At 57.6% G+C, this 25,740-nt stretch carries 3 protein-coding genes; all 3 read right to left on the bottom strand.

Annotated features, from left to right (window positions below):
• Window positions 1-11: 11 nt before the first annotated feature.
• From R1T41_RS01730 to R1T41_RS01720, 3 genes are read right to left on the bottom strand one after another with little or no spacing between them, the layout of a single operon-like run.
• Window positions 12-3,536: an alpha/beta fold hydrolase gene (locus R1T41_RS01730; RefSeq protein WP_317339522.1), complete on the bottom strand. Its 3,525-nt coding sequence runs from the start codon at window positions 3,534-3,536 to the stop codon at window positions 12-14.
• Window positions 3,536-19,096 (bottom strand): non-ribosomal peptide synthetase, encoded by a 15,561-nt coding sequence (locus R1T41_RS01725; protein WP_317339520.1) that lies wholly within the window; start codon window positions 19,094-19,096, stop codon window positions 3,536-3,538. The genes R1T41_RS01730 and R1T41_RS01725 overlap by 1 nt, the downstream gene beginning before the upstream one ends.
• Window positions 19,096-25,461, bottom strand: a complete 6,366-nt coding sequence (locus tag R1T41_RS01720; RefSeq protein ID WP_317339518.1) for a non-ribosomal peptide synthetase/type I polyketide synthase — start codon at window positions 25,459-25,461, stop codon at window positions 19,096-19,098. The genes R1T41_RS01725 and R1T41_RS01720 overlap by 1 nt, the downstream gene beginning before the upstream one ends.
• Window positions 25,462-25,740 lie beyond the last annotated feature (279 nt).

Here is a 25,740-nt window from a genome sequence, read left to right as displayed (position 1 = left end):
TTTTCAGTCCATCATTTCGATTTTTCAAGATGTCGGCGAATGCGTTCGGCGACTTCGATCACATGGGGATCGAACATCATCGAGCCGTGGGTGCCGCCCACCCATTCAAGGGTCAGGGCATTACCCGCGACCCTTTGCCAGCCGCTATATTGATCGCCTTCGATGCTGGGTGCGGCGCGGGTTTCGGTTGTCGGACGCAGCAGCAGGACATCAATACCGTCAATTTTCGGTGGGACATAATGGACGGCGGCCAGTGCGTTATTCTGGAACACCGCAAGCAGGCGGCGCATGGTACCGCGATCTGCCTCGTCGGGCAGAAGATCGCAATTCTTGCCGCGTTCGAGTAACAGGTCGATGCGTTCTTCGGGGGTTAACGGACGCAATTCGTCAACCGTGACCAGGCCCAGTTCGGCAAATATATCGGCAAGATATTCGGCCTCGCCCTTGCGCAATATGGCGCGGACCGCATCGGGCACGGCAATCGCATCAAGCAGGATGATATTGCGCACATCAATGCCGGCCTGCTGCATGCGGAAGGCGGCTTCGAACGCCAGCAATCCGCCGAAGCTCCAGCCGATGACATGGATTGGCCCGCCGGGGACGGTCTGACGGATGGCGGGCATGTAGGCGGCGACCATTTCCTCGACCGTGGGCTGCAAATTCTGGCCTTCTTCAAGGCCCTGTGCCTCGACCATGTAAAGTGGCTGATCGGGGCCGAATTCACGGGCAAGGTTTTGATAGCACAGAACATTGCCGCCGACCGGATGGAAGCAGACCATTGGCGGTTTGGTTCCCGATGCATTGACGGTGACAATCGGGCTTTTGACATGCCTGGCGTTTTCACGCTCGGAGATGCGGGCCGCAAGTTTTTCGACCGAGGCGCAGGTGAACAGATCACCCAGCGGGATTTTGACGTTGGTGAGTTTGTTGATTTTTGACAGGAACTGAACCGCAAGGACGCTGTGGCCGCCGAGTTCAAAGAAATCGGCGGTGGCGTCATCGATGGTGCAATCAAGGATTTCGCCCATCAGGCGGGCGACGGTTTTTTCATGGTCACTGCCAAGCGGCTTGGCAGTGACGCCTGTGACCTGATCGGTGTTTTCGGGGACGGGAAGGCGTGAAAGATCAATCTTGCCATTTACGGTCAGCGGCAGGTCATCCATCGTGATCAGGTGGCTGGGCACCATATAGTTCGGCAGGGCCTGTTCAAGTTTTGCCCTGCATGCAGATATGTCGAAACAGGCATGGGCATCGTCATCGGTGACGACGTAAGCGACCAGAACAACATTGCCGTTCTGATGGCGGTCATGGGCGACCACGGCCGCGCGGCGGATATGGGGATGTGTCAGCAGGGCATGTTCGACTTCGCCCAGTTCGATGCGGTTGCCGCGAACCTTGATCTGACCGTCTTCGCGGCCCAGGAAAATGATTTCGCCATCACTGCGCCGCCGCCCCATATCACCAGTGCGATAGACACGGTTGCCGTTGGGGTCGGTCACAAATTTCTGCGCGGTCAGGATCGGATCGTTCAGATAACCACGTGCAACACCGGCCCCGCCAATGCGGATTTCACCCGGAACACCATCGGGCAACGGGCGGCCCATATCATCGCAGATTTCCAGATAAACACCCTGAATGGCGCGGCCAATCGGGGGTGGCAGGATTTGTTTGTGGTTGTGGGCGGTCATCACATACTGGGCCGATGAAACGCAGCATTCCGTCGGGCCATAGGCATTGACCAGTTTGCGGTCGGTCTGACCGGGCAGGGCAAAGAAACGTTCGACCAGTCGGGTGGAAACAGCTTCGCCGCCCAGAACCACCATCCGTGCCGGGCAGGAAAGCCGGTTTTCTTCCCAGTAATCCAGCAGCAGGGAAAACAGGCTTGGCGTTGCGTCAAGCTGATCAATGGCGTTGGTGACCATCAGGTCATGCAGGGCTTCGGGGTCGCTTCGTGTGGCCGATCCGGTGATGTTCAGGCAATGCCCGTTCAGGATGGCCGCAAAAATCTGAACGATGGAGCCGTCAAAGGCAAAGGGCGCGATACAGGTCAGATTAAGGGCGCGGTCGGGATCATCGGCACCGATCTGTTTTAACTGCGTATCAAGTACCGACTGGGCGAGGTTCACAACCGATCCATGTTCGATCATCACCCCCTTGGGCGTGCCGGTGGTGCCGCTGGTGAACAGGACATAGGCAAGATCGTTTGCCGATGTCACGGTTGCAGGGTGTTGATCGTTTGCGGCGTTGAGCGCAGCCAGATCGTGGCGGTGCTTCTTCGGTGCGACGGGGTGTTTTGCCGCATCCGATGTCAGGACGAAATCGAATGTGTAGGGCGCGGGATCAAACCCGTCGGCATTGATGGCGGATCGGCTGGCGGCAAAGCCGCCCTGTTCGCGGGCCCAGTCTTCAAGAAAGCATTGCGGGACAAACAGGTCTTCGAGGAAATCAAGGCGGGTGTTGTAACCCTTGCCCACCGTCTCGCGGGCAAACCGGGCTAGATCGGCAAGGTAATCATCGCGGCGATCCGCATCCCATACATTGCCAAGATAAATCGCCCCGCCCGGCGCGAGCAGGGTTTTTGCCTTTGTCAGGACCGTGCGCAGATAACCGTAACCGGGGAAGTTTTCGATGACGCTGTTCATGATGATCAGATCGAACGAACCGGGTTCGTAAACATCGATATCATGCGCGCCAAGCTGCCGACCGATGACATGCGTCATGCCAAGATTGATCGCCAGGGCCTCGGTCCGTTCGACGTTACGGCGCGACAGATCGGTCGCGACATAGGTGCCGACCACCGGGGCGACGTGTTTCATGGTGAAGCCGGACGCGCAGCCGATTTCAAGCACCCGGGCATTGCGCGATACCAGATCGGCGACCTTGTTGCGCGCATTGGCCCCGAAGGCATCCATCGCACTTTGTGCAATCGGTTGCCCGGTAAAGGCACTTTTCCAGCCGCCAGCCAGAATGTTGTCGGCATCGTCACCCGCCAGATGATCCCACAGTTCGACCGACATCAGGGAACCGTGATTTTCCGTCAGGGTATCGATATCGTCACGGTCAAGACACAGAATGTTGGTGACGGTTTTGCAGCGCCACTGCAACTGGTGGAGATCACCGATATGGGTGGCTTCGGAAATGATCAGTGGCAGTGCGGCATTGCGGACCAGTGTGGTGCGCCGGATCAGCGGCACATTCGGATCAAGCGGCACAAAGGCAAGACCGGCCTTGAGAACGCCAAGGCTTGCCGCGATGTAATGGCGGTTACGCCCGGTCATCACGCCGACAAGAGATTCGGTCTGCAGGGCGAGACCGGCAATGAAATGCGCGATACGATTGCTTTGACGATCAAGGTCAGCATAGCTGATTTCGCCGGTTTCATCGCGGGTTGCGATGCGATGCGGGTAAGACGCCGCAATTGACGCAAACCGGTCGATGATGCTGCCGGTTGTTGCCGATGGCGGAACATCGGGTATGCCATCCATACCGGGCGTTGGCGTATCGAGGGTTTCAAAATCGAAATCGGCGATTTTCATTATGCGTCCTTTTGGGCGTTTTGTGAGGCGGCAGCGGCGAATTTGCCAAGGAAGGCCAACCAGCGCTGCATGGTTTCCGCATCAAACAGATCGGTGTCATATTCAAGCGTAAAGCGCGCCTGACCGGCTTCTTCGGTCAGGAACAGAATGATGTCATGTTTGGCCGTCGTGTTATCGACAAAGGCATCCATATTGGATGGCAGGATGCCCGCAGCATCGGGGGCAAGCAACGGCAGGCCGGATTGAGCCCAGCCGTTTTGCGCCAATCCGCTTACGGCTTCGAAGCGCTGATATTCGAACACCACATTGACCAGTGGCTGACGGTTGGATTTGCGTTTTGGCGCGACGGCCCGGACCAGTTCATCAAACGGGAAATCCTGCCGGTCCAGCGCATCGGCAATATTGACATGGGTGGCACGGATCAGATCGACAAGATCGGTATCGTCGTCAAGCTGCATACGGATTGGCAGGACATTGACAAAGAAGCCGATCAGGCCTTCGGTTTCGATGCGTTCGCGCCCGGCAACGCCCATGCCGATCACCATGTCGCGTTGGCGCGTCAGGCGATAGAGCATTGCGGAAAACAGCGACAGGCCCACCGATGACAGGGTTGTTTTGTTCTGGCTGGCAAGCTGGTGCAGGCCTGATAAAACATCATCAGGCAGGGCAAGATGCACATGCGCCCCGCGGAAGGATTGTTTTTCGGGCACCGGCCGATCGGTTGGCAGATTGATCTGTTCCGGGGCATTGGCAAGCTGCTGACGCCAGTAATCGGCGGCATCTGCCCAATCCTGCCCGGATTGCCAATGGGCGAAATCCTTATACGTGATCGGAAGTGGTGGCAGGGCATTGTTCCGTTCATGAAGAACGGCATCATAAAGCGCGCCAAGTTCGTTGATCAGGATGCGCGAAGACCAGCCATCGCCGACGATGTGATGGGTCATCAGGATCATCAGGCTTTCATTGGCGGCAACCCGGATCACACGCCCGCGGATCAATGGCGGCTGATCAAGGATGATCGGTGTTGCGGCCTCAAGCCGTGTCAGGCGCAGGGCTTCGCGGGCCGGATCGGCATGATCCGCAAGATCATCAAACGTGACGGCGGGCGGGGTGGTGGCGTGGATTTTCTGTGTGATCGTGCCGTCATGCTCGGCAAAGCCGGTACGCAATGTTTCATGACGGTCCACCAGCCGGGTCAGGGCCGATTGCAGGATATCGGCGCGCAAATCACCGGTGCAGCGGAAGACATAAAGCATGCCATAGGCACCGCTGTTGCCATCCATTTTTGAAAGAAGATAAAGCCGCTTTTGCGCGTGGCTGGCCGGGTAATATTCCATTGCCGGTGCGGCCGGGATTTGGCCATTGCCGGTGGCGTGGATATTGATGGTGGCATTGTCGATATGGCGGGCAAGCCCGATGACCGTGGGATCGGCAAAGAAGTCGGCCATACTGATGCGTTTGCCGGTCCGGTCCGCAAGGCGGTTTACGATCCGGATCGCCATCAGGCTGTGACCGCCAAGCTGGGTGAAGCTGGCGTGTCGGTTACGAATTGGGGTTGCGAAAACCTCGGTAAAGACATCGCAAACCAGTTCTTCTGCCGGGTTGGCGGGCGGGGTGTCGGTGCCGCCGTCAAGCGCCATCGCATTTGATTGCGTGCGCACCGTTTCGAGTAGCGCCCTGCGATCCACCTTGCCATTGGCGGTGATCGGGATGGTATCGACGATATGCCATTTCGCCGGGATCATGTAGCCGGGCAGATGTGTGCCAAGCCACGTCATCAGGGCAGGGATATCGACATCCTGATCCTGTGTCGTCTGAATGCAGCCGATGATGGTACCGCCGTCAGGCGCGTTGGCATCAAACAGGGCAACGGCATTTTTGATGCCGGGTGCGGATTGAAGCTGCTGTTCGATTTCATCCAGTTCGATGCGGAAGCCACGCAATTTGATCTGATTGTCATGGCGACCGCCAAATTCGATCCGGCCATCGCGGGTCCAGCGGGCAAGGTCGCCGGTGCGATAAAGCCGTTGGCTGGGCTGATCGGGATCGGGGATGAACCGTTCGCCGGTCAGGTCGGGACGTTGCCAGTATTCACGTGCCAGCCGCGTCCCGCCAATCATCAATTCGCCCCAGACCCCGACGGGCGCGCGTTGACCGTTCTGATCAAGGATCAGGGTTTTGGTATGGGCGATGGGTTTGCCAATGATGGTGGCATCGGTATCACCCGACAGATCATTTTCGGTGATCGGGCCGACAACGGCGAAGGTCGTGCTTTCGGTCGGGCCATAACCGTTCAAAACCGTGACGTGCGGGCAGGCGTTGATAAAGTTTCTGACATGCTGTTTGCTGATCGCATCCCCGCCGATCATCAGGATATCAAGCCCGGCAAGGGTTTGGGGATCATGGTCGACCTGGCGGTTAAACAGGCCGACACTCATGAACATTTTCGTAACGCCAAATTGCGACAGGGCATCGCCGAGCCTGGCCGGATCAAGCAGATCATTACGATCAATGACGGCGATTTCGGCACCGCGCAGCAGGGTCACCCAGATTTCAAAGGTCGAGGCATCAAATGCCAGCGGGCCCGCCTGTGCCACCGCATCAGAGGCAACGATTTTGGCGTAATCCGCCCCAAGTACCAGCCGACGCACGGCACCCTGTTCGATCAGAACCCCCTTGGGCTTTCCGGTCGAGCCGGAGGTATACATGATATAGGCAGGCAAACTGTCCGCGTTGGTCAGTTCGGGCAGGGTGAAGTCCGCCGGTGCCGGAGCGATGCCCGCGATATTGATCCGTTGCGGGGATGAGGTGCCGGTTTCGGACAAGGCACCCAACGCACCCAGCGCGTCATGACCGGCTTCATCAACCAGAACCAGTTTGGCACCGCTGTCGGCAAGGATGAATTGATTGCGTGCCGCCGGATAGGCCGGATCAAGCGGGACATATCCCGCACCGATGGCGGTAATCCCTAGAATGGCGGCAATGGCCGGGCGACCGCGTTCAATATGCAGTGCAACCAGATCACCCGGTTCGATCCCTGCGGTTTGCAGGCAATGGGCAATGGCGCACGCATTGGCACGCAGTTCCCCAAAGGTCCATGTGCCGTTGGTATCGCGGATGGCAGGGGCATCGGGGGTGATGGATGCCTGTCTGGCGAATATCGCAAAGATCCCGGCATGCGCATCCGCATCAAGGCGGGTGTCGGGTTCTGATCCCTGTTCCCAGATTTTGATATTGGTTTTCTGATCATCTGGCAGAAGATCAAGGGACGCAATCGGGGCCGTGCTTGCGGTGTCCGCCGCAACCAGCTTTTGCAGGGTTTTCGTGAAGATGTGACCGAGTTCGATCATGCGGTCGCGATCGAACATATCGGCATAATAGTCAAACGAGATGACCATTCGTTCCGGCAGGTCGCGGACAAATATCGCCAGATCGTTTTTGCATTGCTGCCGTCCAAGGCCGATGGGGCGCATGGATTTGGCCTGATCATCCGGCCCGTAATCGCCCTGCGCATAGTTCATGTAAGACAGGGATACTTCCGATAGCAGGGTGCGTTCGGGCTCGGCCGGTGGCGAAAGTTCATCCAGCAGCAGATCAAGGAAATAGGCCCGATGGCGCAGGGCATCGATATGATGGTTTTGCACCTTGTGCAGAAGGGATGCGAAAGTTTCATCATCGGCAATCTGCATGCGGAGCGGCAGAAGGGAAACCATCATGCCCGGCACATTGCGGAAACCAGCACCATCGCGCTGATTGACCGGGACGCTGATCACCAGATCGTCGGTTGCGGTGATCCTGCCAAGCACGGCAAACCACGTCGCCATCATGAGCGAGAACATGGTGACGCGTTGGTCGGATGCGAATTTGCGCGCCGATTTCAGCACCGCTAGATCAATATCAAACGCGACGATTTCGCCGGTGAAACTGTGGATGGCCGGGCGCCTGCGATCAGACGGCAGATCCAGTTTCGGAAGCGGTCCCTGATAAAGGGAAAGCCAGTAATCACGTGCGGTTTCAAGCCGCTTCAGGCTTTCGGGTTGCTGGCTCCAGTACGCATAATCGCGAAGCTGATAGGGGAGCGGGGGCAAGGCCTGCCTGCGATAAATCGCCAGCAATTCCGAGAGCAGCATTTCAATGGTAAAGCCATCGCAAACCGTGTGATGGATATCAAAGAACAGTGCCTTTTGACCGTCGGCCGCACATAGCAGACGCCAGCGCGCGGGAATTTCCGTTGCCAGATCGAACGGCATGACAAGCTCTACACCGGCATCGTCAAGCGATACGGAAGCATCAAGTTCGATCAGCGTCAGATCGGGCAGGGCTTCGTTAAGTGGCAGAATTTTCATGACCCAGTCATCGCCATTGGCGATCAAGCGGGTGCGCAGGATTTCATGACGTTCGGTCAGGTGGGTGATGGCATCGCGCAGGCGATCAAGATCAACATTATCATCCAGCATGAAGGCATGCGGCAGGTTAAAGGCCGTGCCGAGATTGCCGCTTTGTTCGGCATGCAGAACCGAAACCTGTTCCGGGGCCAACGGATAGAATTCCATTTCCGGTGCGCGGCGCGGATCGGTTTCGACCTCGACCTCGGTTTTGGTCTGAGCCGGTTCTGGTGCCGGCGGCAGGGAAACGGGCGATGGTGTCGCTGTTTCAACGGATGGCGATATCTTTGTGGCCAGTGCCGTGATCGTCGGGGTTTCAAACAGATCGGCAAGACCGATATTGCAGGCAAGTTCGGCATTCATGCGATCAACGATCTGCATGCCGGTGATGGAATCCCCGCCCAAAGCATAGAAATCCTCGTCCGGGTCGATGGTGTCATAGCCAAGGATTTCGGCCCAGATTTTTGCAATCCTGTCTGTCGGGGTGTGTGTTGCCCCGGCTGTTTCATGAAGGTCTGGCGTTTGCGCAATTGACGGGGCAAATTGCGCGGACAGGTCGGACACCGTCGGTGCGGCAAAAAGGTCCGAAATTGCCAGTGACAGTTTCAGTTCGGCATTGATGCGGTCGACGATCTGCATGCCGGTGATGAAATCGCCGCCAAGGGCAAAGAAGTCATCATCCGGGGCGACGGCATCATAACCAAGCGTTTCGGCCCAGATGGCGGCGATCCTTTGCGGGATATCCGGCGCGGAGGCCGGTGCAGATGCCGGTACAGATGGCTGTGTCGCTACGGATGGAGATACCAGTGCGGAAACGGGCTTTGCCGGTTGTGCGGTTGTTTCACCGGCAAGGGCGGGATCAAGAACGACAAGCTGTGCCGCGGTGTTATGCATGGCATCGCGCCAGAAGATCGGGGCCTGTTGCGGGGTGACGCTGGCCCCATCCTGAAGCGGTACATTATGACGCGCGGCCATGCCCTGCTCGGCAAGGGCGCACCAGTCGATGGTCAGGGCCGCGCGGCCCTGTGACCTGCGGTAACGGGCAAAACCGTCAAGGAAGGCGTTGGCAGCACTATAGGCGGCCTGACCGGGCACACCGACGATGGCCGTCAGGCTGCCGAACATGACAAAGGCCTGCACGGGGTCGTTCAGGGTCAGGGCGTCAAGATGACGCGCACCATTGATCTTGGCGGCCATGATGCCCTCGAACGCGTCCATGTCCCGCACGGCCAGGAATCCGCCATCGGCAAGCCCGGCGGCATGGGCGATGGCCGTGATCGGGCCAAGGGTATTTCGGATCTTGGCAAGCGTATCGGACAGGGCGTTTTTATCGGCAACGTCGCATGCGTGGATTGATACCTTAATGCCCTTGGCGCCAAGGTCGGCAAGTTTTGACTGCGCAACCGCATCAAGGCCGGTTTCGCCCCGACGTCCCAGAAGGGCGAGCGCGAGTTTGCCACCCATCGCCATTTCTTCGGCAAGGGCCATGGCAAAACCGCCGGTGCCGCCGGTCACGACGCAGACGCCGTGATCGGGCCAGTTGGCCTTTGCCAGATTGCCCGCACCGGAAGCCGGGCGGAGTTTGCGGCGATAACGCATCTGATTACGATAAACCGAAACCGGATCGCGGCGCGGTTCGGCTGCCAGTTCACCACCAATAAGCGTGATGAAATCAGTAGGTGCGATATCGGCAAAGCTCAAGACAAGTCGGGGTTCTTCCGTGCTTGCGGCGATGGCAACACCGGCCGCGGCACTTTGATCCGGATCGGTGGGGATGGTGTCGCTATCGATCTGATAGGCGCCACATCCGGTCACGACAAGCCGCATCCGTCCGCGCATGCCACGCAGGACATTGCGCAGGCAGCGGGCGGTGCGAAGGGCGATATCTTCGCCTGGTTGCAAGACCAGAATGACGTTTTGCGCCGTTGCCAGCATATCCTTGCTGATGGTGTCGGGATGGGTGCGCTGGCAGGTAGCCGGCATTGGCCAGAAATCACCATCGGCAATCATGATTGTGTTTTCAGGAACCGGTTGCGTTTCAACGCTTTCCGGCAGCCAGTCGATTTCGAGCAGTTCCGGCATGGCGGATACGGTGGATGATGCCGTGCCGCTGCCATGCCGCGAGAAGCGGATGCCGCGTATGGTCAGAAGCAGCTTCTGGCTTTGGGCATCAAAGAAGGAGAAGTCGGCCTGTCCCGGTTTATGGCGTTCGGTACAGACAAGGATGTCGTCGGTAAAGGGCGCATGAAGTGTGATTTCGTCAACGCCGACAGGAATGGAACCATTATCCTCTGCCGTCAGGATCATGCTGCATGCAATATCGGCCATGGCGGGATGAATGACCCAGTCACGCAGGTCGGCATGATATTGCGGTTTCAGTTTCAGATGCATCATCGCCATGGTTTCGTCCGCGCTGTATTGCATGGACACCCGGCAATCCCAACGGTCGCTGATCGTGATCGGCCCGATCTGGGCGGCGTAGGGGGCGATATTGGCCGCAAGGGTACATTTTGCGCGCGCATGGTCGAGCGACGGCAAATTATCGTGATGACTGCTTTCCGGTGCATCATTGGCCCAGGACGCGGTGGCAAAGACCGACCATTTGCCGTTTTTCAGGCGGCCACCCAGTTCGACAAGACCATCATTTCCAAGCAAAAGCGTTGCCGTACCATCGGGCAGGGCATTGGGAAGAAGGGTTTTTTGCCATTTCAGGTCGGAAATCCGCACAGCCGGATCGCCCGTGCCATTGCGGATGGCGGTGGCGATCATGGCAGGAACAGCCATGCCGACCAGTGTCGGTTGTCCGTTCAGATGATGTTCGCCCGTCGGCCAGAAGGACGGCGTGCCAACCGGAATGGCAAAGCAGCGGCCTCTTTCGGTTTCGACCGGACCGGTCATGATGGCTATATCCGGTGCCCGGTTACCGCCAAAGACCGGTTTGCAGACGATTTTTGCAAATGGCGCGTGGGGCAGGGATAGGCGGCGCGCGTGAATGTCGTCGGGCCAGACAAGATTGGCACCTTCGAGCCATTGGCGTGCATTGACCATGGCATCGGCGAGATTGCCCGAAACCGCAGAAACGGATGATGCACCGGTGGCGGGTTTGGGGGCCGCGCAATGGGTTGTGTCACCGGCGATCAATCCGGCAAGAGCGTTAAGAACGCTGTCGCGATCCGACACGGCAACGGCGAAGCGATGCCTTAGCTGGTCGCGCCCGGTTGCTAGCGTGTGGCAGATGTCACGAATAGCAAGGCCGGTGTCCTTGGCGATGGCGCGATGCAGCTTGGTGGCATAATCGATTAATGCGGCCTCGGTGGCGGCAGACAGGGTAAGGATGAAGGTCCCGTTTTGCGCGGTTTCATCTTGTGCATTTGCCCCGTGTTTTGGGGCGGCTTCAAGGATCACATGGGCGTTGATACCACTTAGCCCGAAGGAACTGACACCGGCACGTCTTGGTGCGCCACGGTCCGCCAAGGGTTCAAGGCGGTTGGTCGGACGCACCGGGGCGTGGGTAAAATCAATCCGGCTGTTGGGCGTTTCAAAGAAGGGTTGTGGCGGGGCCTGATCAAAGCGCAATGCCATAATGGCGCGTGCAAGACCAAGCGCCCCTGCGGCACCATCAAGATGCCCGTAATTGCCCTTGGCTGAGCCGATTAGCGCGAAGCCATGTTCATCCGTGCTTCCGGCGAAGGCACGGGTCAGGCCATCAATTTCAATCGGATCGCCAAGCGACGTGCCGGTGCCATGGGCTTCGATATACGATAGTGATCCCAGTTCGATGTCGGCCGTTCGGGCCGCCTGCCGGATGACATCGGCCTGCATGGCCGGGTTGGGGGCGGCCGCCCCGCTTGAGGCGCCGTCCTGATTGACGGCACTGCCGCGGATGATGGCATGGACGGGATCGCCATCGGCGATGGCGTTGCCAAGCGGTTTGAGGACAAAGACAACGCTGCCTTCGCCCATGCCGGTGCCATCGGCGGCGTCGTCAAAGGCGCGGGTGCGTGCGGTGGAAGAATCAATCGTAAAGCCACCATCGGCATCGGGCGGGCAGGGGATCAGTTTTGCACCGCCGGCAAGGGCGATGGAGCATGTGCCGCTTCGCAAATTCTGGCAGGCCTGATGGACGGCGACCAAGGATGACGAGCAGGCGGTATCGATGATATTTGCCGGACCGTGCCAGTCTTTTAGGAAGGACAGGCGTGTGACCATGTTCGAGGGCACGTTAAGGGCAAAGACCTGTTCGGCCCTGTCACGTGCGACATGTTCCATGGCAACGCGCCATGCCGGGTTTGCCCCGCCACCGGCAAAAATGCCGACCTTTTTACCGCGCAGGGCCTGCCCACCATAACCGGCATTTTCCATCGCCATCAGGGCGGTTTCGATAAACAGGCGTTGTTCCGGGTCAATCAGGGCGGCATCTGCGGGTGCCATGCGGAAACGGCCCGGATCAAAGTCAAAGATGCGGTCAAGATAGGCGGCTTCGCGGAAGTTTTTCGGAATAGGACGGCCGATGGCGGTCATCATGTCGCGGGTTTCATGATCGCGTTCGGGCGGAAGCGGACGCACGTGATCCGTGCCGCGGGCGACGTCCGACCAGAATGTTTCGATATCGTCCGACCCGGCAAGCTGAAGACCGATGCCGATCACCGCAATCGGTTCGTCGGTGGCAAGCTGGGCACCTTGTGCCGTTGCAAGATCGTCGGTTGCGATATCAAGTCCGGCCAGAAGTTCGGCCTGACGTGCGATGGTGGCACTGGCGAACAGATCGGCGATGCTGACCTTTCCGGGCCAGCGGGTATTGATTTTTTCATGCAGGCGCAGGAGCAAAAGCGAATTGCCGCCGACATCAAAGAAACCGTCTTCTCGATCCGCCATCACACCGGGCAGGATTTCCTGCCACAGCCGTTGCAGAACGCGTTCCAGATTTGCCAGGTCATGGTTGTCGGTATCCGACTTTGCCGCGATAGCCGGTTTTGGTTTCCGGTTGGTGACTTTTGGCGACCCTGCCATCGGTGTCCCCGAAAGGGCCTTTCGGTCGACCTTGCCGCTGCTGGTGAGAGGCAGGTGATCAAGGGCAAAGAAACGTGCCGGGATCATATATTCGGGCAGGCGGGTGCGCAGATGATCGCGCAGGACACCAATGGTCAGTTCACCGTCACCCAGTACAAAGGCATGCAATTCATCAAGGTCGCCAACCCGCACCGCCTTGACCAGGGCGCGTTCAACCAGATCGTGGCTTTCAATCGTGGTTTCGACTTCGCCGCATTCGATGCGGAAGCCGCGAATTTTGACCTGATGATCGATCCGGCCAAGATATTCGACCGACCCGTCGGCAAGGAAGCGGCCCAGATCACCAGTGCGATACAGTTTATGGCCCGGATTGCGGGGATCATCGGGGAACTTTTCGGCACTCAGTTCCGGACGGTTGCGATAGCCGCGCGCGATCTGTGGGCCGCCAAGCACGATTTCACCTGTGACGCCAATCGGCATGTCGCCCAGTTTGTCATCAAGGATGCGAATGATGGTGTTGGCAATCGGTTTGCCGATGGGAACGATATCGGGATTATCAAGCGGCGAGCAGGCATGCCAGGTGACATCCACCGTCGCCTCGGTCGGGCCGTAAAGGTTATGCAGTTCGGTCCCGAAGCGATCAAACAGCAGATCGTTGAAGCGTTTTACCAGTGCGGGATCAAGTGCCTCGCCACTGGCGAAAACGCGTTTGAGGCTGCCAAGGTTTTCGATATCGACCAGCCCGTGTTCGACCGAGAACAGGAAACTTGCCAGCATCGAAGGCACGAAATGCATGGTGGTGACACCATGATCGCGAATGGTTTGGGCCAGTTGTTGCGGATCACGTTCAACGCCTGGATCGGGCAGGACAACGCGCGCGCCGGTCCATGACCACCAGAACAGTTCCCAGACCGACACATCGAATGTGATCGGGGTTTTCTGCAAAATGACGTCATCAGGGCCAATCGGGAAGGCGTCCTGCATCCATAGGATACGGTTCAGAACGCCGCGATGGGCGATTTCGACACCTTTCGGGCGACCGGTTGAGCCGGATGTGAACAGCACATAGGCAAGGTCATCGGGTGCGTTGATCGCATCAGGGATATCGGCATCTTCGGTGCCATCGATGATCAGGACATTGTCGACGTCAAACAGATGGGCGAGATCGCCGGTGGTGATGACACGCGGATATCCAAGATCATCAAGCATATCCTTGCGGCGCTGTTCGGGGTGATCCGGGTCAAGGGGGCTATATGCCGCACCACATAGAAGTATCCCGTGAATGGCGGCCAGCATATCGACCGACCGCCGCACGGCAACACCGATCACATCGCCCTGACCAATTGACGCCGCGCGCAGTTTTGCGGCAATCCCGGCCGCACGACGGGTGAATTGTTCGTAGCTTAGGGTTTCAGATGTTCCGATAACCGCCGGTGTGGTTGGCGTGGCGCGGACCTGATCAAGGAACGGTTCGGAAATGCTGCGTTCAATCGCAAGGTCAAGATCGGTGACATTGAATTGATCGATCCGGGCGCGTTCGTCCGCCGGCAGGATTGGCAATTCGGCGATTTTGATTGTCGATGGTTTGGACAGGGCGGCGCAGGCAAGGATTTCAAGCCGGTTGAAAATTGCCTGAATGGTGGATTTGTCAAACAGGTCGGTATCAAATTCGATCTGGCACAGCAGGGCGTCGTTCCGTTTGCTGAAATAGAACGCAAGATCGAATTTCGAGAACGGAAATTCGGTTTTCAGAAGCGAGAGATCGGCATCGCCAAGCTTGCCAAGGTCGGGGATGCTGTCCTGCCAGGCGACCAGAACATCAAACAGCGGATTGCGTGCGGGATCGCGCGGGGCATTGACGGCGGCAACCACATCCTCGAACGGGGCGGCCTGATCGGACAGGGCATCAATGATGGTTTTGCCGGTTTGGGTCAGATGGTCGTCAAACCCGGCATCCGGATCGACATTCTGACGCAGAACGACGGTGTTCACAAAGAAGCCAATCACGTCATCAAGGGCAGTCTGTTCACGGCCCGCCACCAGCATGCCAAGCGGGATATCTGTCTGCCCGGATTGCCGGTACATCAGGATTTGGACCAAGGCGGTCAGAATGGAAAACGCGGTTGTACCACGCCGATCCGCCGCATCATTGATCAGACGCGCGGTGTCTTCGCCAAAGGCCGTTTCATGGAAATCACCGGCGAAACGACGGATTTTTGGCCGGCGTCGGTCCGTTGGTAGGGCCAGCGGTTCGGGCAGGGGCAACAGCCGTTTTTTCCAGCGGGCCAGCAAATCCTTGCCATCGGCTGAGTTTAAATAGCCATGCTGCCAGCTTGCAAAATCCTCGTAATGGCGATCAAGCAATGGCAACGAAGGGGTGGCTGTTCCGGTTTCTTCGGCATAAAGGGCGGCAAGATCGCGCAGCAATGTCGGCATCGACCAGCCATCGCAAATCGCATGATGCAGGGAAACCAGCATCCAGTGACGGTTGGGGGCGAGCGTGATCAGGTCGGCCCTTGCCAATGGTTTGTTTTCAAGGTCGAAGGGACGGACGGTTTCGCGCGCGATGAACAGGCGGGCGGGGCCTTCGTCCATTTGGTGGCGCCCAAGCATCCATGAACCGGCAGGTGCCAGATACTGGCTGACGCCATCGGGATGATGCGGATCGGATTTGAAACGCAGACGCAGCGCATGTTGCCGTTCTTCCAATTTGTGCAGGGCGACCTGCAGGGCATTGGCATCAATCGGCCCATTGATTTCAAACGCGGCCGGGACGGAATAAACCGCCATGTCGGGCTGCATGCGTTGCAGGACCCAAAGACGGGCCTGTCCGCTTGAAAGCGGGAATTTCGGACCGTCTGCCTTGGGGATCAGGAATTGCCTGCCATCCTGTTTATGGTCGGCAAGCAGGGTTGCGATCCCGCCGACTGTGCGGGCGACAAAGATATCCTGAAGTTTCGGGCGGATGCCGGTGGATTTTTCGAGAAACCCGGCAAGGCGCATGGCGACAAGGCTGTGTCCGCCCAATGTAAAGAAATCCGACGATGCGGTGATGTCGCGGTTGCCAAACAGGGATTTGAAATGATTGGCGACGATCTGTTCCAGTTCGTTGCTGGTAGCGGCGGTGCCGGTTTGGGGAGCAAGTGGTGCCATATTGGTCAGGGCACCAAGAAGCTGTTTGCGATCTACCTTGCCATTCACATTGACCGGCAGATGATCCAGCACGGCAAACCGTTCGGGGATCATGTAATCGGGCAGATTGCGGCCAAGGATTTGCATCCAGACACTGCTGTTATCCTGATCGGCGGCGATGGCGGCACCAACGAAGGCATCGGCACCACTGCCGACCGGCATCACGCAGGCATTGCGAATGCCATCAATCTGGCTCAGTCGTTTTTCAATGGCGGCGGTTTCAATCCGGTGCCCGCGAATTTTGACTTGCCCGTCACGACGGCCACCAAATTCAATCATGCCATCCGCCCGCCAGCGCGCGCGGTCGCCGGTTTTGTAAAGGCGGGTTTCGGGTAAATGATCGAACGTGACGAATGCCTTGGCGGTGCGTTCGGGCGCGCCGGAATATCCGAGAGCCAGCCCGTCGCCCGCGGCATAAAGTTCACCCCAGACCCCGGTCGGAACCGGTTGCCCGCCGGCATCAAGAATATAGGTGCGCGTATTGCCAATCGGCCGACCAATCGGAATGTTTGCCGATTTCACATCCTGCGGCGTGATCGGGTGGATACAGGTGAAGGTGGTATTTTCCGTCGGGCCATAGCCGTTGATCAGGGCAAGGTCCGGGCAGGCGGTCATGACTTTTTGCAGGTGGGTGGGGCTTAGCGCCTCGCCCCCGGAAAGCAGTCTTTTGAGCGGGGCAAAGCAACCCGGGGCATCATCGGCGATACGGTTAAACAGGCTTGCGGTCAGCCACATGGTGGTGACACCGCCATCTTCAAGGGCATTGCGAAGGGCGGCTGGATCAAACAGGGTTTCGTTATCGATCAGAACCAGTTTGCCGCCATTCAGAAGCGGTGCCCAGATTTCAAGAGTTGCGGCATCAAAACCAAGCGATGCGGCCTGTGCCATGACATCGGTGTCATCAAATGCAAGCGCCCGATTGTTCACAGCCAGACGGGCGACAGCCCGGTTGGGGATCAGCACCCCTTTGGGTGCACCGGTCGAGCCCGATGTGAACATGACATAGGCCAGATCATCGCCCGCACGTTTGGCAAAGGATGCATTTGATGTTGCGTTGGCGTCGGGAAGATGTGCGATGCGAACGCGATCAGAAATGCCCGACAGGCGATCAAATTCGGTGTTGTCACACAAAAGATCGTTGGCACCGCATTCTTCCATCAGGGTCGCAATGGCATCGGCAGGCAGCGATTTATCAATCGGCAGATAAGCCACACCGTGCCAGGCAATGCCAAGAAGGGTGATAATCGCATCAAGCGAACGATCCGCTGCAAGGGCGACGATTGAGCCGGGCGTAACATCAAGAGCATCGAGCCCGGCAGAAATGGCGGCGACCCGCTGCCCCAAAGCACTATAGGTGATTTTCTGATCGCGATCCTGCAGGGCGATCTTGCCCGCGTTGGCCGGGTTTGTGATCTGCCGGGCGAGCAATTCGCCAAGGCCGCAGTCGCGTGGGTAATCCGATGCGGTATCGTTGAGCGAGATGGATAGTTGATCGCGTTCGTCTTCGGGAAGAATATCCACAAGACCAAGCGGCATTTCCGGGTTTTGGGCAAGCGCACGCGCAAAGGTCAGGAAACGTTTTGCAAAACGTTCGATCCATGCTTCGCCATAGATGTTGCTTTGATACTCGACGGCCAAAGATGTTTCCGCGCCGTTTTTCGTCATGCCGACCATCAGGGGGAATTTGCCTGCCCCGAAGTCGAGATCTTCGATCACGAAGGGGCTGTCACTGATTTCCATTACGTGGACGGCATCGAACGGCTGGCCGGTCGGGCCCTGTGCCGCCTTTGTCAGATCGTGCACCAGACGCGACAGGGGATAATCCTGCACATCGAGTATGGACAGGACCTCGTGCCCGACCTGTCTGGTCAGGGCATCAAGGTTATCTGCCATATCCGGTTTGATCGCGACGGGCAGGACATTCACAAAGCAGCCCATCGACTGCATGGTTTCCTTATCCCTGCGGCCGGCAAAGGGCAGCCCGATTATGGCTGTGCCGTTTTCCTTGTGCCGGGCGATCACGGCGATGGTGAGCGACGCCCAGAGTGTGGTCTGGGTCGTTTTGCGGGTATGGCTGGCAAGCTTTGCGAAAGCGTCGGCGTCAGCGCCTGTCAGCTCGATCAAAAGCCGTTTGCCACCACCGTTCCGATCCGCTGACGGGTCATCAGGCAGCCCGGCGGATAGCAGTCTATCGGTTCGTGCCGACCAGAATTTCCGTGCGATTTCGCCGCGTTCCCGATCCAGATTACGATGCGCATTGCGCACAAGTTCTTCGATATCGGGGATGTTTCCGGGGGTGTCTCCGGCAAGAATGCCACGAAGCTCTTTTTGCAGCAACATGACCGACTGGCCATCAAAGCACAGATGATCAATTGCAATGATCAGTTGCGGGGCTTGTCCGTCGTCCTGTTCGATATAGCCAAACCGGGCCAGAGGACCGGTTGCGAGATCAAAAAGACCATGACGGATTTCACGGGTAGTTTCTATCTTGCGCACCGTTACCGGCATGTGGGCATGCACACGCTGGATCAGTTGGCCGTCCTGTTCAACAAAGGTGGACCGGAGGGCATCATGGCGTTTCACAATGGCGTCAATCGCATCACGGACGGCGCTGAAACCGGTTCCTTCCGGGAGGGGGAAGCCGGTAACGATGTGGTAATTGGCGTTTATCGGCTGATCGCGCCTTGCAATCCATTGGCCTTCGATGGCGGGATGGGCCGGGAAGGATTTGAGGATCGGTCCTGCCGAGGTACCCTTATTTTCCGGTTCGACTGGTGCGCATAGCAAGCTGATGATTTCAGCCTTCAGGTCACGGGTTTCGGATTTCAGGTCATCGTCAAACGCACCAGTCGGTGCATCAAAACAAAGATCGCGCCCGTTGGCATGCAGGCTTAGCACGATGTCGCGCTGACGGAGTTTATCAAGCAGGTCGCGTGCGGTTTGTGTGCGGCGTAACAACTGATCGGTATTCATTACAGCACTCCCTGTTCGCGTGTCGAAAGGGGTGCTGCTGGCGCAGGCGGAGTATTGGTAGGCGCGCTATCTTTATCAAAGGATGCAATCAGGTTGGCAACACCCGAAGCAGTGCGGCCTTCAAACATTACGGCAGCGGGAATTTCGGCATTCAGGACTTCGGAAAGACGTGTCGCGATCCGCACGGCAAATAATGAGTCGCCGCCAAGTTCAAAGAAATCGTCGTCCGGGCCGATTGCCGGATCGCCAAACATATCGCGCCAGATCGCCAAGATGGTGAATTGCGCCTGTGTGTCGGATTGGATATCCGGCGCATTCTGTGCCGTGGGCATTGTGGCCTCTGCCGGGGCGGCGGGAACGGCGAAAGGTTTCGGATCGGCGGTCGTGGTGATTGCCTTGTCCGGCCAGAACCGGCGCCGGTCAAAGGCATAGGTTGGCAACGGAATGCGGCGGGCATATTTGGTTTGGTTCACCCGGTCCCAGTCGGGCGAGGTTCCCATCACCCAAAGCCGGGCGATCGTCGCGGCCAATGCATTTGATCCGGTGATCGTGGCATTTGCATTTCGGGCAGTGTCGGGACCGGGGGCCGGTTGCAGGGCAATGCTGTTGCCGGTCGGCGTGCCGTTGACGATGGCAAGGCGGCTTGCCGTGTTGCCAAAACCGCATTCGACCATGATTGTTTCGGGCATTCCGGCCAAAAGTCCCTTGATGTTATCGCCAAAGCGCACCGCATTACGCAGATGTTGAACCCAGTAATCGGGATTGGTCGCGTCTTCGGGTGTCAGCCAATTACCTGTCAGGTTGGACTGGATCGGAACGGTTGGTACGTTCAGCCTGATTTTGGCGACCAAATTGCGGAATTCGTCCAGAACCGGTTCCATCATGCGTGAATGGAAGGCATGCGAAACCACAAGTCGACGGCCGGATTTGCCCTGTGATTTGATGTGTTGTTCAAGTGCGTCGATGCAGTCGTTGCTGCCAGCCACCACGCATTGACGCGGGCCGTTGATAGCCGCCATCGACAGATCGGGGCCAAAGGCCGCCAGCAGATCCCCGACTTCGGCCTCGGTCATGGACAGGGCAAACATTGATCCCGGTTCGGTTTGTCCCATCAGACGACCGCGCGTGACCACAAGGCGAAGCGCATCGTCAAAGGACACGACCCCGCCAATGCAGGCTGCGACATATTCGCCAATGCTGTGCCCGGCCAGCGCGGCGGGTGAAATGCCGCTTTCGATCAGCCAGCTTGCCAGTGCATATTCATAAATGAACAGGGCGGGCTGGGCGATTTCGGTACGTGCCATGCGGCTTGATGTTGCCGGACTTTCATCAGGAACGGTCAGCAATTCAAGAAGATCGTCAGGACCGCCGATCTTTGCGACCTGCTGGCAGGCATTGCGGATCAGCACCGCCGAAGTTTGATCCGCTTCATAAAGGTCGGCGGCCATGCCCGGTCGTTGTGATCCCTGACCGGGGAAAAGGAAAGTGATGGACGGGGTGTTGCGTTGGGCGACGGCCTGATGACGGGCGGGCGATTTCGGGTTTGCCAAGGCCGAAATCGCCGTGTTGATGTTTGTGGCAACGATCGCGGTCCGAAACCGGTAAGCGTGCCGCCGTGATAGGCTGTTTGCAACATCGGATATCGATATGCCTGACCCGTTTCGCTCAAGCCAGCTTGCGGTATTGGTCAGCAGCTTCTGCAAGGCGGCTTCGCTTGCCGCTGAGAAGGGCAGAACGTGGGGAATATCGTTTTTGGGCGTAGGTGATGCCGGTTTATCGGTACGTGGGGCTTCTTCGATAATGATATGTGCATTGGTGCCGCCAACCCCGAAACTGCTGATTCCACCGCGCAGCGGTTCATCGCCGCCACTTGATAATGGTTGAACAATGCTGTTCACCCGAAATGGTCCCTGATCCAGGCCAAGATTTTCATTTGGCTGATTGAAATGGCAGGTCGGCGGGAATGCCCGGTGATGGATTGCCAGTACGGCCTTGATCAGACCGGCAATTCCGGCGGCACTGTCCAGATGGCCGATATTGCCCTTGACCGAACCAAGCCAGATCGGATGCGTTGGGGATGTACCGATTTTTGCATATGCCTTGTTGAGTGCGGCTATTTCTATCGGGTCGCCAAGGGCGGTTGCGGTTCCGTGGCCTTCGACAAAGCGGATGGTGACGGGATCGATTTGGGCATCCTTAAGGGCGGTTTGAATGGCCTTTGCCTGTCCATCGACAGAAGGCGCGGTAAAGGCAGCCTTCGCCGATCCGTCATTGTTCATGCCGACGCCCTTGATCACTGCATGGATGGTGTCCCTGTCGGCGGTGGCATCATCAAGACGTTTCAGAAGGACAATGGCCGCACCGCTGCCGCCGACAACGCCGTCTGCCTTGCTGTCGAACGGGCGACAGACACCGCTTCGCGATCCGATGCCGCCCTGCGTGAAGTAATATCCCCCGGCCGGGCTAAGCCCAAGGGCCGCACCACCGGCAAGGGCGACACGGCACTGGCCGGATCGCAATGCTTCGACGGCAAGCGCAATATTGACAAGGCCGGTCGAACAGGCGGTCGAGGATGCGATGGCAGGGCCGGTCAGGTTCAGCTTGTAGGCAAGCCGTGTTGCGGCAAAATCCTTGTCATTGCCGAGTGTCATGCCATAGCGGATCGCATCGGGGCGGTCGCGCAGGCGATTACGCAGGCTGTCGACCAGATAGGTCGGGAAACCAACCCCGACATAAGCCCCAACCGCGCCATCACGCGCCGGATCGCAAGAGCCGTCTTCAAGGGCACCAAGGGCGACTTCAAGCAGCAGGCGTTGCTGCGGATCGGTTTCGATGGTTTCGCCCGCAGTCATGGCAAAGGGCGCGGGATCGAACATATCGATATCGTCAAGAATACCGTGGCGCGCGACAAAATCGGCATCTTCCAGTGCTGATGGATCACCACCCAGCGTGCGCAGGCGGGAAATATCAACGTCCTTTATCTGATCAACGCCGTTTTCAAGCATCGACCAGAAGGTGTCGCGGTCATCCGCACCGGGCAGGCGCATCGCCATGCCGATAATTGCAATGTCATGATTTTCAGACACATTGCGTTGGGTCTTTACCGGTTCGGCCTTTGCGGTTTCGGGAACTGTCTGGTTATCGGCACACAGGTGAAGGGCAAAGGAATTGATCGTCGGGTGCTGGAATATTTCCACAGACGCAATGTTGCGCCCGGCGAGTTTTGACAGGGCAAACTGTGCACGCGGTACCAGCAATGAATGGGCGCCAGCTTCAAACAGGTTGGTATCGAATTCAATTTCGTCGGTTTCGATCAGATCCATCCAGATTTTGGCAATTTTTTCGGCCATTTGATGAATGCGCATCTGATCGGGTTTGCGGGATGCGGGGAGCGGCGTTTCTTGTGCAACAGGCTGTTTGCCGCCCGGAGCCTGAGCAAATTGGGCAAGTGCCTTGCGGTCGATTTTGCCAGACGGTAGCAAAGGAAGCGTTTCCACCCACTCAAGGCGGGTTGGAACGGCCGCATCGGACAGATGGCGCGCCAGTTCGCTGCGCACGGTTGCGATATCAGGCCGTTTCGAATGGCTTCCGTCCGGCAAAAGATAGCCGATCAGTTCGCCGCCATGATTGTTTTTGACGTACAAGACTGCACCCTGCCCGACGCCGGGTACGCGCGAAAGCTGGTATTCGATTTCTCCGATTTCGATACGCTGCCCGCGGATTTTGACCTGTTCGTCGGTACGCCCGTGATAATAAAGTAGCCCGTCTTCGCCCCAGGAAGCCAGATCGCCACTGCGATAGAAGGTTTCATCCGTTTCGCTGGTCGGGTCTTTGACAAATTTTTCGGCGGTCACAGCAGGCATATTGATATAGCCGCGATTAAGTCCTGTCCCGCCGAGGTAAATCTCGCCCGGGACGCCAAGTGGTACCCGTTTCCCGTCCTCATCAAGTATCCGGATAAACGAACCCTTGTCGACGTGGCCAAGCGGGATGTTTTTGGTTTTGATGTCCCTTGGGACCAGATGGGTGGTGGCATGGATTGTGGCTTCGGTCGGGCCATAGCAGTTCCAGATATCGGCAAACTCGAAAACGGAATGAAGCCGCCGGGAAAGTGTTGGTTGCAGGACCTCGCCGCCAATGATTATTCGGCGCAATTTGAAATTGTCATCTGCCGGAATGGCATCAATCACACTTTCATAAAATGATGGCACCGACATAAGGTGGGTGACATGGTGTCGCGCTACACCGTTCCAGAATTTATGCCCGTCGCTGAGTATCGCATGGGTCATCAGCCACATACGATGGCCGCAGATCAATCCGACACAGAATTGATGCATCCACGGATCAAATCCGAGCGATGGGAAAAGTCCCATAGTTTCAGGATTGCCGTTTTCATGTGATCCGATGCCGAATTGGGCAATGGCGACGTCGATCTTGTCGGCAAGGGATTGGTGATGAACCGGAACCGGTTTTGGTTGCCCGGTTGACCCCGACGTATGGAAGACAAAGGCGATATCGTCACCGCAAATATCGGCACGGATATCTTCCAAGACGGTTCTGCCGTCAATGCCCGGCACGGCGTTGATATCCTTCACCGTGATGGTGGTGTTGCCGATCTCGCGCCATGCGTCGGCGCTGTCACTTAAAACCAGTCGACAATCAAGATGACGTGTCATCGACGCATTACGTGCGACGGGCTGCAACGGGTCGAGCTGCACGCAGACTGCCCCGCATTTCAGGATGCCGATCACAGTGGCAATTTGCTGCGCGCTCGGCGAAACATTCATGCCGACAAAGTCACCCGCTGCAATCCCGCTTTGGTGCAGGTGATGCGCAACGGCATTGGCCATGTGGCCCAGCGTTGCAAAGGTGACTTCGCGGCCATCATCGGTGATCAGCGCGACATCGCCGGGGCGTGATGCAATGGCATGATCGATGCGTTCGGGAATGAGCCGTTCTGGAGCCGACCTTGTGAATGTCGGGCCGGTTTCAAGCGTGCGGATAATGGCAAGCTCGTTCATCGGCGGTGCGGCGATGGCCGCGATATCCTGTTCCGGGTCGTCCAGTGCGCGGGACAGGAAATAACGGAAACGTTCGGCGATGCGGGTAACGGATTTAACATCATGGCAAGCGGTATCATATTGCCAGATGATTTCGGCTTCCTGCCTGTCCGGGCTTAGGGCCTGCATCATATAGATCAGGCCAAGGTCGGTGACCGGGCCGTTATAGATATTGACCCGGCGTGTATCGAGCCCGGCAAAAGATAAGGGTTCTGCCCCGTCCAGGCTGTTGAAAAAGGCACCATTGCCCGACAGGCCCCTGGCTCCCAGCCGTGCCGCGCGCATGCGCGGCGCACCAAGGCGCATATGCCGGACATCGCGCCGCGCCCGGGCAAAGATATCACGGGCCAGATCTGAAAACCGCGCATGTTGACCCAAATCGGCATCGAAGGGCACGATATAGGAAAATGCCCCCGGCGTCTGGCGTTCGGCCCGTCCCAACCGGTTCAGAAGCGGCATGGTGACGGTCGGGTGTTTGTTATGGGTGATCTGACCAAGCAGGATGAAATAGGCGGCCATGACAATGGCGGTCGGCGATGTGCCGCAGGCTTTGGCTGTCTGGGTCAGTCTGGCGAGTTCCTGACCATCCAGGGTTTGTTCAAGCCGGGCCTGAACCAGTTCTCCCGACGGTTTGTCGGATGAAAACCGCGTAATTGTGTGATCGTCTTTCAGGCGTTCCTGCCAATAGGCAAGGTCGCGTTGGAAGGCCGGTGTTTCGGGATAGGTCGTATCGGCGGTGATAAAATCGAGATAAGACCCGAATGTGCTTTCGGGCACGGGGGTAGCGGTTTTAAGCGCACTGTATATTTCTGCTGCGCGCATTGCCATCAGATGGCCTGCATATCCGTCGCAGACAAGATGATGATACACCCGGACCCACCAGAAACGCCCTTTGCCCAGTTGCAACAGACGGTGACGGCAATGGTGCCCGTTTTCCGGATCAAGCGGACGGCGGCGGATTTCTTCTACTTCGTGATGGGCGATCAGAACCGGGTCGTCGGCAAAACTTAAATCGGTGACGCTGAAATCGGTTTCGCGGCAGGTATCGGCGAAGAACTGGAAGGGATTGCCGCCTTCGGATCCAAAGCGCAGGCGAAGGGCGTCGTTTTCCTGATCGGTTTGGACGATGGCCTTGTGAAGGGCAGGAATATCAAGATCGCCGTCAAAGCGAATGACGCTGCAAATATTGTAATTTGCGCAATCATCCCCTTTGGCCCAGTCAAGCCATATGCTTGCCTGCGGCGTTGTAAGTGGTGCTCCCTGCCGTTCTGTCCCCGGCGCAAACGTGTCTGCTTGCTTGTGCAACGTCTGACCTTCCAAACGTTGTTATCGCCATATTGTGACAGGCCTGGTGTTCCTGTTCGCCAGGTTATTCACGCGACCGCATCACAATTGGCTGTTTCCCCCAACCATATCTGAAAGAATATGGCCGTGATCGGCCCTGTTTTGCAAGAGACTGTCGTGAAAAATTGTATGTTAAATAAATGAAAATGCAGCCAAAGGTTGGGTTTGTGTCAGCCCCAGAACGTTAAATATCTTTATCAGAATCCCCTGTAGGCCTTCGATACCAACACCAAACGTATA

This window comes from Thalassospira lucentensis (genome assembly GCF_032921865.1).
Classification (GTDB): Bacteria; Pseudomonadota; Alphaproteobacteria; order Rhodospirillales; family Thalassospiraceae; genus Thalassospira; species Thalassospira lucentensis_A.
The sequence above is the reverse complement of the archived record's forward strand: the minus strand, read 5'-3'. Positions and strand labels throughout refer to the sequence as shown.